This window comes from Dechloromonas denitrificans (assembly GCF_020510665.1).
Taxonomy (GTDB): Bacteria; Pseudomonadota; Gammaproteobacteria; order Burkholderiales; family Rhodocyclaceae; genus Azonexus; species Azonexus denitrificans_B.
In genome coordinates this window covers 2,451,684-2,466,697 of sequence record NZ_CP075187.1, presented here as the reverse complement: position 1 = coordinate 2,466,697, position 15,014 = coordinate 2,451,684, and the positions used below count along the sequence as shown (strand labels likewise).

Sequence of the window (15,014 nt, the reverse complement as noted above, 5' to 3'; positions counted from 1 at the left end):
GCCTTCCCGAGTTTCGTCGCGACGGCGAAGCGCCAGGAAAGTTTGAAGTAGTTGCGGGTCTGTGGCAGAGCGGTTGAATGCACCGGTCTTGAAAACCGGCGTGGGGAAACCCATCGTGAGTTCGAATCTCACCGGACCCGCCAAAACTCCCTTTAAAGGGATCCAGGGTTCCGCGCCCTGATTGTCCAATGCAGACCATCATTACGCCTTCTCCCGTGAACCAACCTGCTCCCTACAGAATCAAGTACGAGGTTTATCCTGAAGACGGGATGTTTGTTGCTCGTTGTCTGGATATTGATGTAACCAGTGATGGTGCGAGCGATGCCGAGGCGGTGGCTAACTTGCGCGAAGCGATCCAGCTGTATTTCGAGCGTAATGCCGAGGCGATGGTCGCTCAGGTGGCTGAAGAGGATGGCGAGCAGGAAGACATCGACGGCTGAGGCTGTCGGACGAAGCACAAAAGTCAGTTGCTAACACTTAGTCCTGCTACAGAATTGCAGGTTAAAAGGACCGTAAAAGGACCGATGTCGGTCGGGTTCGAGATTTACTTCAGTGCAAACTGATAGTCATGCTGTGTGCATCTACCTACAGATGCCTGCCATGCATGATCAAACTTCAATTCCGCTTTTATATGTCAGAACTCCTTTCGATTGATTGAGATAGGGGGCAGCTGAGTTGCGCTTGATGCCCGGAGGGTGGGGCCGGGTTTCGGCGTGCGGGTGCTGAGAGTGACGCTGGGGCTGGCCGATGGGGGTGATGATGGCTGGCCGGAGGTCGGCGCGAGGCGGGTAGCCTGCGTGTGACTCTGGGGGGCTGGGTGCGGCGCGGCTACCCAGCTTCTGAGATGGCTTTCCGTGACACAAATTGGTACGTGGGGGGAGGGGGAGCAGCCTATGGTGAATTTCCGGAATCGGCCACAACCGGACACTTGTTTGCCCTTCCCAAAAGCAGACATTGCCCTACGAAAGTTGTGCGGCATATTTTAGTTGTTATACTGACAGCCAATATTCCAATCGACTAACGACAATGGACTTATAGCAACACATACAGCGTCCACGATATCAATTGGTATACGAACCCATGCGTCCGTGTAAACACTGTTAGAAACCCAATGAATCATCTTGATCACATCCTTTCCGAGGTCGCGGCTCACGGTTCCTACGAAGAGCCGTGGGATGTCCTTCTTAACGCATATTTCAGGGGTGACGACGGATTCGAGAAAATCGAGGCATGGGCCAAATCGGTAGGCCTTCGCGTTTCATTCAGCAATCAATACCAGTCCTGTACTTTTCAGGCATCCCTAAGGGCTCCGGCGGTCCCTCAAGCTGAACGTTGACGCTGTAGAAAAACCCTTTTCCAGCCAGATTTCCGGCAAAGACATGGCGCAGGTTTGATCTGCGCCATTTTCGTTTTCAGGCTTTTTCCAGGTTGACCGTGTGATTCTCGATGCGAGCTGTTTCGGCCCCTTCAGGTGAATTTCCCTTCTTTTTCCTCTACTGCCCGAACCCGTGATGCGCCAGTTTCTCGATGTTGTGCACCAGGCAGTACAGCTTCCACTGCGTATCAACCTTCTTCCGCCCACGTAGCGTGAAGTGATCCAGTCGCTTGTTGTGCCTCAAGTTGCCGAACACCGGTTCGACGGTGGCGAAGCGTCGCCCATAACGGGCTCTGCCTGCTTCGCTGTCGAGGGCTTTCTTCATCCGGTCGGTCTCGCTTTCTTCGGTTGTGTCGGCTTTGCCTCGAAAGAACGCAACTTGCCGGACTTGGGTTTTCTCCGGCGTGCGCAGGCATTTGGTGCGTTGTTCGCAGGGCAGGCAGTCGCGCAGAGTGCCGCTGTATTTGGTGGCGAGGTGGCCGTTGTGGATGCAGTTCGTGCCATTGCGGTAGAGCTGCTTGCCGGCTGGACAGGTGCAGATGCCAGTTTCGGGATCGCGTGTGAAGTCCTGCGGACGGTAACGCCTGGCGGCTTTCTTCGGGTTAGCCTTGTCGTAGAGGGGATCAGGCTTCACTTTGTGTTTGCCTTGGTCCTTGAAGCGTTCGTCACGTTGGCGCATGCCGTTGTCGGCAATCAGGGCGTTGATGTTCTCTTGGGCCAGGGCTTTGAGGTTGCGTTCAGAGTGGTAGCCGGCATCAGCCGTGTAGAGCGTGTCCGGAGTGGCTTGCGCCTGAGTAGCGCGCACGACCGGCAGCAGTAGCTCTTGTTCCGAGCCGGTGCCGTGGGCCTGGGCTTCGATGATGATCTGGTGCTTGGCATCGACGGCTGCTACGCCGGTGTAGCCTTGAATGACGCCTTTGCTGGTGGCCATCTTGGCGCTCTCGGGGTCGGTGCGATTGCTTTTGCGGATGGCGCCTTTACTGCCCTTTCTGTCTTGAGGGTTGGCGGTCAGCCATTGGCGGAGTTGGGCGGCCTCTTGCTGCAAGCTTTCGGACCGTTGCCGGGATTTCTCGGCGAGGTCAGGTTCGACGGACTGGCGGTCGTTCTCGCGGTGGCGGGCCAGCATCTTCTTGGCGGCAGCTTCGAGTTTGTCGGCTTGATGGGCGAAGTCGGCTCGCGTGCCGCTCTTGGCCTTGGAGGCGTTGCTGGGCAGCTTGACGCCGTCAATGGCGAACATTTCCCGGCCGATCAGACCTTGCCGATGACAGAGGTAAAGCACCTGTGCAAAGAGGCGGGCGACTTCTTCGTCGAGGCTGGAGACGAAGGCCGCCAAGGTGGTGAAGTGCGGTGCGGAGTCGCCGCTGAGGGCGATGAAGGTGACGTGTTCGCGGCACAGCCGCGCAATGCCCCGGCTGCTAACCACGCCCTGGGCGTAGGCGCAGAGGATGACTTTGAGCAACATCCCCGGGGGATAGGCGCTGGCGCCGTTCTGATCGTTGCGGTAGCGACTGTCGAAAAGGGAAAGATCGAATTCGTGGTCGAGCAGGTGATGCACGGCATGCTCGAAACTACCGGGCAGCAACTGCTTCTCCAGATCTACCGCGAGAAACCTCGGGCTGGTGTCGATTGCTTTGTAGCGGGCCATGGCGCCTCCCTGATTTCAACTTCAGGTTGGAGCCTTGTTATTCCATATGGTTCACGGCACGATGCGGGCATGAATACACTTTTTCTACACCGTCGTTAGGTATCGACATGTGGTCATCAAATGTGGCTGTGCATCCTTGGGTCGGAAGTAACTATCGCAATCCGATCTACTTCAAATACAAGACCCTGATCCTTGGTGAGTCCAACTTCACAGATCCACCAGAAAATTTCAATTCGAGTCTAGTCACCCGCTGTGTCGAAGATGATCTTGCTATCGGAGATCAGAATCGAGACACCAATGGTTTTTGCAGATTTTCCACAAAAATTCGCCGAGTCATCTTCGGGCTCAATGAATCACTTGGTCCCTCGGGACTTTGGCAAAATGTCGCCTTCTACAACTTTGTACAATGTCTTGTAGGCGATCAGGCTCGCATCAGACCAACATACAAAATGTGGGAAGAATCTGTACCGGCATTCTTTGAGGTTGTTGAGAAGCTACAGCCAACAAGAGTTTTGGTCCTAGGCAAAGCCAACTGGGACAATCTCCTACTGCATGTTCAGAGCAAGCTCGAAAGTCATCACATCGCCACACTGACTGTTGGTCCCAACTTGGTAACAGCTGGGTACATCAATCACCCGTCGTCAAATTTGGCTTATGCAACTTGGCACCCCGTAGCTCGTCAGCTACTTCTCACATAGGACCAGTGTCTCTGATATGAAAAGCCATCTTGCCGCACGAAAACTAACACGGCGCCCCAAGGGACTTAGGCCTCACTGTGACCGAATGAATCTCGACAAACAATTGCCAGACGGCACGGTTGTGGAGGCATCACCGTTTACCCGTTCTGTGATCCACGGAATACCGGTGGTATTTCAAATAACTGAGTGGCTGCTATTCATCGTTGCATTTCAATACGTCGACCTGAGGTTCCAGTCATTTCCCGCAAAGGTAGTCTGGGGGGGGGCTCGCCATTTGCCTAAGCCTGTACATCGGCGTGCTTTCGTCGAACGTAGCTTGGCGGTGCTTGGCCGATCCGTTCAAGAACAGGTTCTGGTCCACGGTAATGTATTTCATTATCCCTGCTTTAACAGGCTGCCTCGTCTTCTGGCTGCTCAATGTGCTGGTCAAAGACATGGTAGCCGCACAGATTGGGCAAGGCACCTAACAGTACAGTCAACCGGACACCAAACCACTGAGCTCCTATGCCGGTCACTTTCAACGCCCCTGAACGTCCGCCTTCCAAATCTAGTAACGTCCGCAAAGGGCACGGAGCTGCCGAAGAAGCGCGACTCACGCAGCATGAGACAACAAACGGCCATGAGCTGCCAGTCGCTATTCAAAGTGTAACGTCTGCAATGCAGCGATTGCTGCCATTGACCCCAGAAGACTTTCTGAATTTGCTCGGCGAAAACTAGTCAATGGATATGCGATATGATCAGATCATTTTCTAACTAAATAGCGGATTCGGATCACTGAAGTACCGCAGGTAACCAAAAATGATTGCACTGCTAATTGATGCAGATAACCTTTCGTCGCCGGAATGGGTTCAGGAAGCTGTAAATATACTTGAGCAAAACGAAGGTACCGTAGCCATCCGTAGGGCATATGGCAGCGCCGAAAACATGAAGGGGATCACAGAAGTATTGCGAATGAAAGCTATACGCCCATTCGTCAATCTGCACTTGTCAAAAAACACCACTGACATTTCATTAGCAGTAGATGCGATGGAGTTGGCCTGCATGACGCCACGCCCAAAGATGATCGTTATTGCATCCGGAGATTTGGATTTCGTTCCCTTGGTCGTGCGGCTACGGGAGCGCGGCATTAGAGTTTGTTGTATTAGTGAGCGTAGTAAGTTGTCTCAAGATGCGATCCCCGCCTACGATCAAGTCATCTATGTTGGAGCGGAAAAAGCGCCTACTTCCGCGCCAAAAGTACAAGGAGTTGTACCGACTACAGAGAAAATTTCTAGCGCGCCACCTAAAAAAGCGATAGCGAATACATCGCAAACCAAAAAAGTCGCACCAAAAGTGGTAGCTAAAAGTAAAGATGCGCCGAAAAAGGCGACCAAGACCGCCGCTGCGAGTTCCAAAACAGCTGTCAAGACTCATCAGGCGATTATTGCGGCACTACCAAAGATGCATGAGGGGCAATGGTTGGAGTTGTCCGAAGTAGCCAAGATACTTCACGACCAAAAAATCCTCGCCAAGAATGCGACTTCAACGAAGTTGTTTAGGCAATTCCCCCACCACTTCGAATTGATGCCAGTTGGCAAGCCCAATAAAGTCCGATTGATTAAACCTTAACTTTAGCCAAAAACGGCTGAATTAAAGTTGATGATGTGGAATACGGAATGGCAGCATTCAGTCTGAAGCGGCCGTTACTGGAAAGTCACCCAACGTCAACAAAGGGCACAAAGCAGGCATTCAATAACTCCAAGAATGAATCTGGGGGGAGTGGGCTAGATGATTTCTGACATCTGGCGCATCTCACCCCGTGCTAGTCGCTACTGTCCTTTCCGCTTGTAGAACCGTTTACCTTTCTTGCCTGGATTGGCCACCTCGATTGGCAGCATGTTGTGGACACTAAAGTACTTGATACAGCGTCCAAAATTGAGTCTGCTTATCCCCCAGAATTGGTGCCATATTGAATCGCCCCGGGAATCGCGGAGGCCATTTGATTTGAGTCAGGCGGTGACGGCCTGCTCGGTTTGACAGCGGTAGTAGTTTGCCTCAGCTTCGGCCGGAGGAATATATCCGATAGGCTCAAGCAATCGATGATGGTTGAACCAAGAGACCCATTCGAGCGTTGCAAGCTCGACGGCCTCCTTGGACTTCCACGGGCCGCGCCGATGAATGATTTCCGCCTTGTAGAGGCCGTTGATGGTCTCGGCGAGGGCGTTGTCATAGCTGTCGCCCTTGCTGCCGACGGAGGGCTCGATGCCGGCCTCGCCGAGACGTTCCGAATAGCGAATCGAAACATACTGGGCACCCCGGTCGCTATGGTGGATCAGCGTATTTCGGTCCGGTTGGCGGGCGTACAGGGCCTGCTCCAGCGCATCCAGAACAAAGTCCGTGTGCATGTTCTGGCTGACGCGCCAGCCGACGATGTAGCGTGCGTAAACATCGATGACAAACGCGACATAGACGAAGCCCTGCCAGGTCGAAACGTAGGTGAAATCCGCGACCCACAACTGATTCGGACGAGTCGCCGAAAACTGCCGATTGACGCGATCCAGTGGGCACGGCGCTGCCGGGTCCGGGCGTGTCGTCTTTACGGGTTTGCCGCGCATGACACCGCGCAACCCTTGCTGGCGCATGAGGCGCTCAACGGTACAACGGGCGACAGCAATGCCTTCCCGGTTGAGTTGCCGCCAGACCTTGTCCGCGCCATAGACTTGTAGATTGACCTGCCAGACGCGTTCTATCTCGCTGACCAGTATTTCATCGCGCCGGGCACGAGCGCAACGCAATTCCGGATTCCGCTGCCGGGCGGCATGGCGCCGATACGCGGACGGGGCAACCTGCAACTGCTGACAGATCGGCTCGACCCCGAAACGTTCCCGGTGCTCGTCGATAAAGGCCTTCACGATTTGAAGCGGCGGTCGAGCTCCGCCTGGGCGAAAAACGCACTCGCCAGCCGCAAGATCTCGTTGGCCTTCTTCAGTTCGCGATTCTCGCGCTCCAGTTGCTTGATCCGCTCCGCCTCCGCGGTGGTCGTCCCGTCACGCTGCCCGGTATCCCGCTCGTACTGCCTCACCCAGTTGCACAGCGTCTGCGTGCTGCAACCGATCTTCGGGGCAATCGATTCAATGGCTGCCCACTGCGATCCGTGGTCCCCGCGCGACTCGAACACCATCCGTACAGCACGCTCCCGAACCTCGGGGGAAAACTTCGTCGATTTCTTCATCATGGCTCCATCTTCTCAAAGAAGGGAGCCTCCTCAAAACCCGGGGCGATTCATATTTCCGTAGTGAAGAACGTCTCTGAGGAGACTTTTTTCGTCCAGTCTATACTGGGCAAATGTGCCTTGGCGATTTCCCATGCGAGATTGAAATCTGCTTCCGGAACCCAGAATTTTCCGGGCATGTACATACCGCGTTGCTTGCCAAATTTGCCACCGTGTTCATCAAATCTGATGCCATCCATTGGGTACATTGCGCGCTTTTCCATTCAATTCAGTTTTTGCGAAGGTGCTACCCCCCCACCCCCAACGGGGGGAGGAGTGGTAGGACGCTGATAAAATTTCGGCCGTTTATCAGTACAGATCGTCGTCCTCATCAGGATCCCGGAAGTGCTTACTGAACTTGTCCGGCTTGTCCTTTTTGAACGGAATTCGCCATTTATAGATTCCCTGAATTTTCTTTGGGTCGCCGTAGAGTTCGCGAAGAATGCTTCCGGCTTCCTTGCATTGCGGATTGCTAGGGCGGTCGATGCCGGTTTTTTGTAGTGCCTGTGTAGCGCTGTAGGCCTTCGGTTGCGTGATGTTGCCCGATTGATCAATTTCACCCATTAGGCGCTCTCGGACTGCACTGACAGCGCGATGCTCTTGGTTGAGTTTCTCCAGCAGAGTTTCTTCATGACGATCCAACCACCACCGTTCGCCATTCTGGAAATCCACGGCGATTTGTGCCCATAGTTGCTGCATGTCAATGGTATGTTGGTAGTCGATTTTCGTCACCGGAATGGTCCAGAAACGCGTATTCCCTGTCGCATCTACCAAAAACGCGTGGTCATTGACGGAGGCACAGAACACCGTACGACGCTGGTACTCCGAGTCACCACGTGCATATGGTTTCCTTAGTTTGTCACGATCAGTGGTGATGAAGCCCTTCAGCCTTGCCACGTCTTTCTTCAGGCTACTATCGAGTTCGCCGATTTCGACGATCCAATGGCTTACAGCAGTGATGATCGTGTCCTTGTTGCCTGCATCGAGGTGATGATCCAGCTTCAAGGCCAGTTCTCGAAGGATTAGATCGGTGATCAGCGCACGAAACCAACTGGTTTTGCCTATCGATTGGGGACCCTGGAGCGTGAGGATGCCACGCCCATAGAATCCTTGCGGCATCAAAGCGGCAGCAACACAACTAATCAGCCATCGATAGATCAGCACGTCTTTTAACGGCTTCGGATAGTCCTCTCGTTCCACCAACGTATTCAGGAATGGCTCAAGTCGATCAATACCGTCCCACCGCTTGCGCATGATCCAGTCGGCTACAGGATTGTGTGGGCTTCTATCAGCAATCGTTTCCAGGATGGCTGGTACAGGACCGGTACTCATCCGATTCAGCGACACCAGGCTGAGGATCGTGGTCAAGGCAACCTTGTCCCGATTGTCAGCGGTGCCCAACTGCTTGGCCCACATTACCTCAAGCTTCTTCTTGATGACGTTGTAACGGATGCCGATCCCATACATCTCGAGGAGATAAATGATATTCCCGATGGTTACTGGCGGAATGCCTTCATCCTTCAGCGGAGAATTTGGAAAGCTTGAAGGCTCCAGCGCTTGTACATGGTCAAGGTCTTGGCTTGTGATGCCTAAACTTGATGTGAAGACTGGAGAGGCTTCGATCGGTTGTGATGCGCTTTCGGCAATCTGCTCGAGGGGAAGGGGGGACCTCGGTGGATTGATTTCCCCTATGGTCGGTGAGACTTCGACTGCTACTTGCTTGTTCGGAGCTGAAAAGGAAAATTTGCTGATGTTGAACTTAGGGGACTCCATATTTGCCTCTTTCTTGGCGTTGTTAAGGAGCCTCTATTGGACTTGAGCGTTTAACGCTTCAAAGACCTACCGGTTATTTTCCGAAAACCATTGTGGCAGAAGGGAAAGCGAGCGAATTTTATGAAAACTTTCAGCGAAAGTTTGAAAGTTTCGTTAGAAACCCACTTTGTTGAAGGCTCTTTTGATCGTAGCTGGGTCAAGTGGTTTCACTCCTCCCCGCTTCATGATGCCAGCAGCAGTGAGTGATTGACCTACCTTTTGAGCAAGTAAGTCTTTTTTTATAAGCAGGGTTGGATCGTCAATGATCAACTGTCTGGCAAAGTATCTTGCTGGCGTGTACCAGGGGTACTCGGGTTTGGGGTCGTTTGGATCAGCAACCAGCCATAGTTTTATCGATGGCTCCGCTGGAGGGGTATCTTTGGGTTCAGATGACGAATCGCTTACGAGGGGTTGGTTGTCGAGTATCGAAATTTCATACGTTTTGAGTGCCCACTGATGAAGACTTTTCAGTGTGATGTGTATTTTGCCTGTCGCCAGAGTGGCACTTTGGTCAATACGCAGCTTCGGTTTGGGTTGTGACAGTTCATCTGCAATGTCGATCATGTATCGGCAGGCAAGTCCGGCCATGTTTTCCCAATTCTTGACCTCATTTTCCACTTCCAGAGCCAGTTCAAAATCATAGGCATTTACTGCATCAATATATTTTTTGCTGGCTTGCTCACGAAACTCCTGGATAAGAACTGCCACAGGGTCGGGGAGTTCAGGGAGATAGGGGAGTTGTTCTGCATCAGAAAGGCCATCGATCGTTACCTTTATTTTCTGGAGACGCGTACTTCCGCGAAGCCAGCCAAGCATTTTCGCTACTGCTTCATCTTGAGTACAACTTGGTCGGAGGTCAAAGAGTGCTGTGTCTTCTGTTTTCAGCATTTTCAAAGTTATCTGTTTCAATATGTGGATTTTAATCTAGGCACTAGAATTCATATTGCTGCATCCCTCTCCCCCTAATACGACAGGGAAGAAGAGGGGACACATCTAAGGACGTAGGTTTCAGTCAATTGCACCACGAATTGCCATTGATTCCGAATGTCGCATCGCAAACTCATACAGCCAGTGGTAGTGCTCCGCACATGTCTCGCCGAAAGCACATTCACCAAAGGATAGATTGCTGTATGCGTACAGACACGCAGTGATGCCGAGAGCCTCCGCCGACATGGTGCCTTCGTAGCCGTTGTCTGCAGTGATCTTAAACACATCATCTAGCGTTGGGGTCATCAGGAATCCGCCATTGCTGAGCGTATGAAATTCCCAATATCCTCCCTTGTAAGCAGGGGCAAGTTGGGTTGCGAATTGATACACCATAGGTTCGACGACCAGTGGATAGCGGATGCCGAAATGCGTGTCGGCAACATTCATACGTTGTGACTCAGGGACGATCTTGGCGGTGATGCGTTGGGATTTCGATTGCATGGTGACTCCTAGAGTTTGGTGAAACTGCTACCCCTCCCACCCCCAGCGGAAATCCAAGACGAGCGTATGCCTCCGGTCGATGCCGGATATGCTCAGGGTAGAACTTGGAATTGGCGCTACAGGGGGGGAGGGGAGGCAGCTTCGGGGGAGTTGCCTGCATTAGTGTCAGGCGCGCGCTACTTCGTCGGCTTTGGGAGTGGCCGAGCGGGTTGGTGCAGGTCAGTCTTGATAACGCAGGACTGCAAGGGAATGGACACAAGAGAATGCCGAGTCCAAATGCCAGTTTGCGATTGTGTTGACGGCGTTGATGATGCAGATGTCGTACATGATGCTTCCTTTCAGCGGGTGTAGAAAAAAATGATCCCCAAAATCATCAGCAGGACGATGAAGACGGGTAAAGAGACATAGAACAGAGCAGCCATGGCGATAAAGGCTAGGATGGTCTTGAAAGTGGCAAGGCAACTGATGACACAAAATCCAAGTAGTGCGGCGATGATCAATGTCATGCAGCATCCTTACTGGAGCGCTTCTTTTTCGACTGCTCAGCGGGGGGCTCAGCTTGCGCTGAGAGATCCGTATCACTGGCGATCATGGCTAACACCGATTGCCGAAATGCCTCGATGTTGCCGAGGATGTAGCCACTATCTTTTTCCGTGCCCGCCAGTACCAAGCCTTCTGACTTGAGTGCCGCGAACAGAAATGCCGGGCTGTTGGAAGACTTGCTGCGGAAGATCGGTTGCATGGCGCGAGAGGTAATCGGCTGGTCTGCAGCGTGCGCACTCAGCAGTTTCTCTATCAGTGCAATCGGCACCCAGTCGGCATTGAACTGTCCGTTGCCAGAGTTCTGGATGATCCGCACATGGATCTCATCAGCATGGCGGCCAATGTGGTAAGTCAGTTGAGAGCGATCGGATAGGCTTGGACAGGTGCCAATTTTGAGGATTCGGATTGGCAATTCAGGAGTAGCTACTTTCTTCTGCATACAATTTCCTTTGTGTGAGATGGCCGAAATTGGCCTTCATATAAGATGCTCCAATTCCCGATCGTCATTTCTACTGCCTTGGTGGCCAGCCATGTAGGCGGATGATTTCGAGTAGTGCCAATGCTTCGGCAAATGGGCGATCCAGACCGGCATCGAATTCCAGAATCCCGGCACGCTCGTGGAACTGCTCCTGCTGCTGAGTATCGAGACGACCAAGTAGATCGACGACTATGGGGTGCTGCTGTGTAGGCATGCCAGCCTCCAAATGAAAAGAGCCATCACTTGGATGGCCCTTGGGAGTGGGTGAATTGATCTTCGGTTGGTCATGGGCGGCTCACTGCTGGAGTTGCCCATGATCGACACATAGCCAACAGATCGGCGTCGATGCCTTCTTCGTCAGGGATAAGGAGGCAGGTAAAAGCCCCATCGTCACTGCTAATGAAGACCATTTCGTAGATACAACTGTGTTCATTTCGGTGTTCCTCCAAGATTTCGCTACAGGGTTGAAAGTCAGGATCGGTGTATGCCAAGTCATCGAACAGACCGGTCAGGATTGGGAATCCCGCCGCCAGCTCAATTTCAGAAACTGCCTCCCCTCCCTCCACAACGATGAATTCGCAGGGGGTGGCAGGGGGTGCATCCGGAGCCAACTGCCGGAATCTGAGTGCTACCAACTGTTGGATGGTTTGACTGGTGATCAGGGGTATATCTGATGCTTCGGTCACGATGATCATGTTGTTTCCATATATGGATTGCTGGGGTGGAAAGCGGGTAGGTGATTACGGCGGTGTCTCCTATGCCTGAGGTTAAAGAGCGGGCTGGTTATATATGTAGGTTGCATTGGTATTTCCTTTCTGATTGGACGAAAGAAAACGCCCCGAGGATTTCTCCAGGGGGCGCTGAGTTAGAAAGTGTTAAAGATGTTTTTGGTTAGCAGTTTTCGATTTCTACAGATGCTCCTGCTTTCATTAATTTATATTTGATGGTTGTTATTTCAGACGCCGATAGGCCGGAGGCTATTATGCAAGGTTGGTTCTTTATCAAATCGTTTGTGTCGTTAATTCCAAGTTCTAGGATTTCCCGGATGGCTGCCTTGACTTCTTTCTCATGGTTTCCGGTTGTTACAAGTTTAAGGGCATAGGTGTCGGAAGAGGTGAGTTCAATATGTGATCTTGGTCTTCCTGCGATTGGAATAGAGTTTTCTTGAAGTGATTTCTTAAACGATTCGATGGAGATTTTTATCGTTTTTGTATTTAATCTGCTGCTGAAGATTGCTCGAAGTATTATTATGATTGGACCAATTATTAATAATAACCCGAACGCTGTGTAGCTGTTGGTGATTGCAGATATGACGATTGCTACAAGTAAAATTCCGATTGATGACCAAGTGCTCATTTCCTCAAGATAGTCTATTTTTACAAACCATTTTTTTCCATCTATATGTGACAGGGTTGCCTCTGCGTAAATCGATTTACCTTGAAAATATAGCAGACTATCTTTCTGGAATCCTTTGATTGAATTGCTCAACTCATTCGCTAGGATTGTTCGAATTTCGTCAAAATTTAATGGGGTACTAAATTCTTCTGTAAATGATCTGTTGAATTCGGATCTATTGACTTTTGGCGATACTAGTGGGGGTGATTTGGCTGGAGGTGGCTCTGACCCCAGCACTTGTGTTGGATTAGTGTCTTGGTTGGGAGCAATGTTGATGGTAGGAATGGGAGTTTGAGCTTCGGGGATTGTGCTTTTGCAATGCTTGCAAAGCTTTGCATCTTTTTTGATAAGCTCCGCACAAAACGGGCATTTTATTTCGTCTGAATTGGAAGTGTTGTCTGTCGATTGGTTTTCGCTGTTCTTGAAATTTACAAATAGACCGGCAACGACCAATAGTGCACCTAATAGAAGGTACTTGCTGCGGTCTGCCATTAGACCAATATTATTGACTCGACCGTATCCACTTTCAACGGATACATCCATATTTAATGCCACAAGGAGAGTAATTGCTCCTATTATTATCAAAGGTTTTCCAAATCTATTCATTTTTGATGTACTCCTATGCGGAATGGGTTTCTTTGGGCTGATTGTAACGATTAACATGACTACGCGCTTGTTCTTTGTCACGAGACTTGCAACATGTCTCTTGTCGTCAAACAGTCATCTCTTCAAAACATTACTGGTCGCCTTATTCGTGCGCTTCGTGAGGATTTAGGCTGGTCGTAAGAGAAGCTGGGTGTTGCAATTGGTATCTGATGCTTTGGTAACGATGATCATGTTGTTCCCGTGTATGGGGTGCTGGGGTGGAAAGTGGATAGGTGGTTACGTTGGATTTTCTTTTGCGTCGTGCAATTGACTGGCTGCGGCTGATTTGTGGTTGATGCTGGGTGTGACATGGAGTGCGCCTTTCGGATAGGCAAAAAAAAGCCCCAAGGATTTCTCCTGGGGGCGTGGATGAGCTAGTTTGGATTGTCATGGCGGTCCGCCAGTGATCAAAAATGGAATTCCCAAGGTAACCATTAGGAAAACGAGCAGTCCGGATAGTGCGCAGCCAACAACTGCGAAGATGAAGCGTAGCGTGATTTTCAGGCAGCTATCCCAGAAACCTAGTGCTGGCATTTTGAGTAACGCCTGGCTAAATCCCGTATGGTCGGTAGTTACCCATTGCGCGAGGCTGACACCAGCTTGCTCTAGGTGTGGGATGGTTTTCTGAATTGCTTTTCCTGTACTAACAGTACAACGCTTCATCATCGGGCTAAGGTTGGATTTCTTGGCGCGAGGGGGCATGGTTTATGGACTTCTCATAAAAATGCCCCAGGCATCACAAGGATAGCTGGGGCTTCGTGGGGCTGCTTAAACTGAACGTCAGTCGATTAACCGGCAACGCCCGGCTTGCCGAGTGAGGTCCGGTTGATTGACTGGTTAGGCAACGCTCTCTGCTTTTGCGTTCGTAAATACGCACTTTTTGCTTGGCGTGTGGCTATCGAAAACCCTGTGCCATTTTAGCTTCGAGAACAGCTTGCCTTCCTTCTTCGTCATCTAGTTTTCGGATATCTCCAACGCGCATGCTGGACCATCCAATCGTTGAGCTCACCCCAACAAACACAACGCTCCCTGGTGTTGTGACAAGCCGCAGAACTCGTTCGTTCTCTGTAGCTGAAGCGGCAATCATCTGCGTGCCGGGCGCAGCAGATATTCGATGGTAGGTTTGCCCCGAAAGAGATCCTTGTGGCTGCCCGTTCAGCGTGATTTGGAACAGAGCTCTGGCTGAGCTATAGCCGCCGTTTTGAACAACATAGATAACAGACTTTCCTTCCTCGCCTTTGAACGTCTTAGCTTCGCTGTCAATTGCTGAAGGTGCTAGATCAATTGATGAACACGCTGAGAACAGTAGCGCAACGAATATGGTGAATGTATTTTTTATGGTGTGTGAGTTCATACTTTTCTCGTAAGCTGCTTGGGTTCGGGTGATCTGAAATTGGCCTAGCGTGCTAGGTAAGCTGCGCGTCCCAGCAGCCGAAGGCCGCGCCTTGACAGAAATTTTACGATTCAGTTACTTGGTATGCTGACTATCAGTATAACAACTCAAATATGCTAGCCGCGTTTTCAATTTCGCACTATGGGACAAAAATATGCGTATGACCGCTTATAGGATGAATGCCTGAATGCCTGAATGCCTGAATGGCTGCTTCTGGCTGCGGATGCGATTCGGCCAATAAAAAACGGACTCCCTTGCGAAAGTCCGTTGGGTAGTACCCGCCACAATTCCCGACTGAAAGTTACTTCCAGCCGAGACGCTTACATATCTCAGTGGTGAGCGCGGCCTAGTT

The 15,014-nt window shown here is 51.4% G+C and carries 16 protein-coding genes, 1 tRNA gene and 1 other annotated feature; of the genes, 4 read left to right on the top strand and 13 right to left on the bottom strand.

The features are described from left to right. The first annotated feature begins 55 nt into the window (after positions 1-55). Positions 56-143: transfer RNA gene (locus KI614_RS11735), tRNA-Ser, on the top strand. Positions 144-215: 72 nt separating this feature from the next. Then, entirely contained in the window at positions 216-440 is a 225-nt protein-coding gene (locus KI614_RS11730) for a type II toxin-antitoxin system HicB family antitoxin (protein ID WP_226405915.1), read from the top strand. Positions 441-1,493: 1,053 nt separating this feature from the next. Here KI614_RS11730 and KI614_RS11725 read toward each other — a convergent pair. Next, complete coding sequence (locus KI614_RS11725; RefSeq protein WP_226405325.1) at positions 1,494-3,020, bottom strand: IS1182 family transposase; 1,527 nt, start codon at positions 3,018-3,020, stop codon at positions 1,494-1,496. Positions 3,021-3,127: 107 nt separating this feature from the next. On the opposite strand from KI614_RS11725, the gene KI614_RS11720 reads away from it, so the two are divergent. Both KI614_RS11720 and KI614_RS11715 read left to right on the top strand, forming a co-directional pair. Further along, positions 3,128-3,718 (top strand): hypothetical protein, encoded by a 591-nt coding sequence (locus tag KI614_RS11720; protein ID WP_226405914.1) that lies wholly within the window; start codon positions 3,128-3,130, stop codon positions 3,716-3,718. Positions 3,719-4,516: 798 nt separating this feature from the next. Then, positions 4,517-5,326 carry an NYN domain-containing protein gene (locus KI614_RS11715; protein ID WP_226405913.1) on the top strand — a complete coding sequence of 270 codons (810 nt, stop codon included), beginning with the start codon at positions 4,517-4,519 and terminating at the stop codon, positions 5,324-5,326. A 380-nt stretch (positions 5,327-5,706) separates the two neighbouring features. Here the strand turns inward: KI614_RS11715 and KI614_RS11710 are convergent. The 12 genes from KI614_RS11710 to KI614_RS11655 form a co-directional block, all read right to left on the bottom strand. Next, a protein-coding gene (locus KI614_RS11710) for an IS3 family transposase (protein ID WP_226405912.1) occupies positions 5,707-6,929 on the bottom strand; the annotation gives its coding sequence in 2 pieces (ribosomal slippage) (positions 5,707-6,641 and positions 6,641-6,929; 1,224 coding nt in all). Next, positions 6,535-6,651 (bottom strand) — a sequence feature (AL1L pseudoknot). Its footprint overlaps the gene before it by 117 nt. Before the next feature lie 50 nt (positions 6,930-6,979). After that, positions 6,980-7,192 carry a hypothetical protein gene (locus tag KI614_RS11705; RefSeq protein WP_226405911.1) on the bottom strand — a complete coding sequence of 71 codons (213 nt, stop codon included), beginning with the start codon at positions 7,190-7,192 and terminating at the stop codon, positions 6,980-6,982. 85 nt (positions 7,193-7,277) lie between these two features. Beyond that, entirely contained in the window at positions 7,278-8,741 is a 1,464-nt protein-coding gene (locus KI614_RS11700) for a virulence-associated E family protein (protein WP_226405910.1), read from the bottom strand. Between the two features lie 153 nt (positions 8,742-8,894). Then, a complete protein-coding gene (locus tag KI614_RS11695) occupies positions 8,895-9,668 on the bottom strand; it encodes a hypothetical protein (protein WP_226405909.1) in 774 nt (257 codons plus the stop codon). Positions 9,669-9,788: 120 nt separating this feature from the next. Further along, positions 9,789-10,208, bottom strand: coding sequence for an antirestriction protein (locus KI614_RS11690; protein ID WP_226405908.1), 420 nt, complete (start codon positions 10,206-10,208; stop codon positions 9,789-9,791). 338 nt (positions 10,209-10,546) lie between these two features. Continuing rightward, complete coding sequence (locus KI614_RS11685) at positions 10,547-10,714, bottom strand: hypothetical protein (RefSeq protein WP_226405907.1); 168 nt, start codon at positions 10,712-10,714, stop codon at positions 10,547-10,549. Further along, the gene (locus KI614_RS11680; RefSeq protein ID WP_226405906.1) at positions 10,711-11,190 is read right to left on the bottom strand and encodes a hypothetical protein; all 480 of its coding nucleotides are present in this window, start codon (positions 11,188-11,190) and stop codon (positions 10,711-10,713) included. Before KI614_RS11680 ends, KI614_RS11685 begins: the two co-directional genes overlap by 4 nt. Before the next feature lie 70 nt (positions 11,191-11,260). Beyond that, positions 11,261-11,443, bottom strand: coding sequence for a hypothetical protein (locus KI614_RS11675; protein ID WP_226405905.1), 183 nt, complete (start codon positions 11,441-11,443; stop codon positions 11,261-11,263). A 70-nt stretch (positions 11,444-11,513) separates the two neighbouring features. After that, positions 11,514-11,924, bottom strand: a complete 411-nt coding sequence (locus KI614_RS11670) for a hypothetical protein (RefSeq protein WP_226405904.1) — start codon at positions 11,922-11,924, stop codon at positions 11,514-11,516. Positions 11,925-12,120: 196 nt separating this feature from the next. Continuing rightward, positions 12,121-13,230 (bottom strand): ribosomal protein L7/L12, encoded by a 1,110-nt coding sequence (locus KI614_RS11665; RefSeq protein ID WP_226405903.1) that lies wholly within the window; start codon positions 13,228-13,230, stop codon positions 12,121-12,123. A gap of 426 nt (positions 13,231-13,656) precedes the next feature. Next, a complete protein-coding gene (locus tag KI614_RS11660) occupies positions 13,657-13,971 on the bottom strand; it encodes a hypothetical protein (protein WP_226405902.1) in 315 nt (104 codons plus the stop codon). Positions 13,972-14,164: 193 nt separating this feature from the next. Further along, complete coding sequence (locus KI614_RS11655; RefSeq protein WP_226405901.1) at positions 14,165-14,623, bottom strand: hypothetical protein; 459 nt, start codon at positions 14,621-14,623, stop codon at positions 14,165-14,167. Between the last annotated feature and the right edge of the window lie 391 nt (positions 14,624-15,014).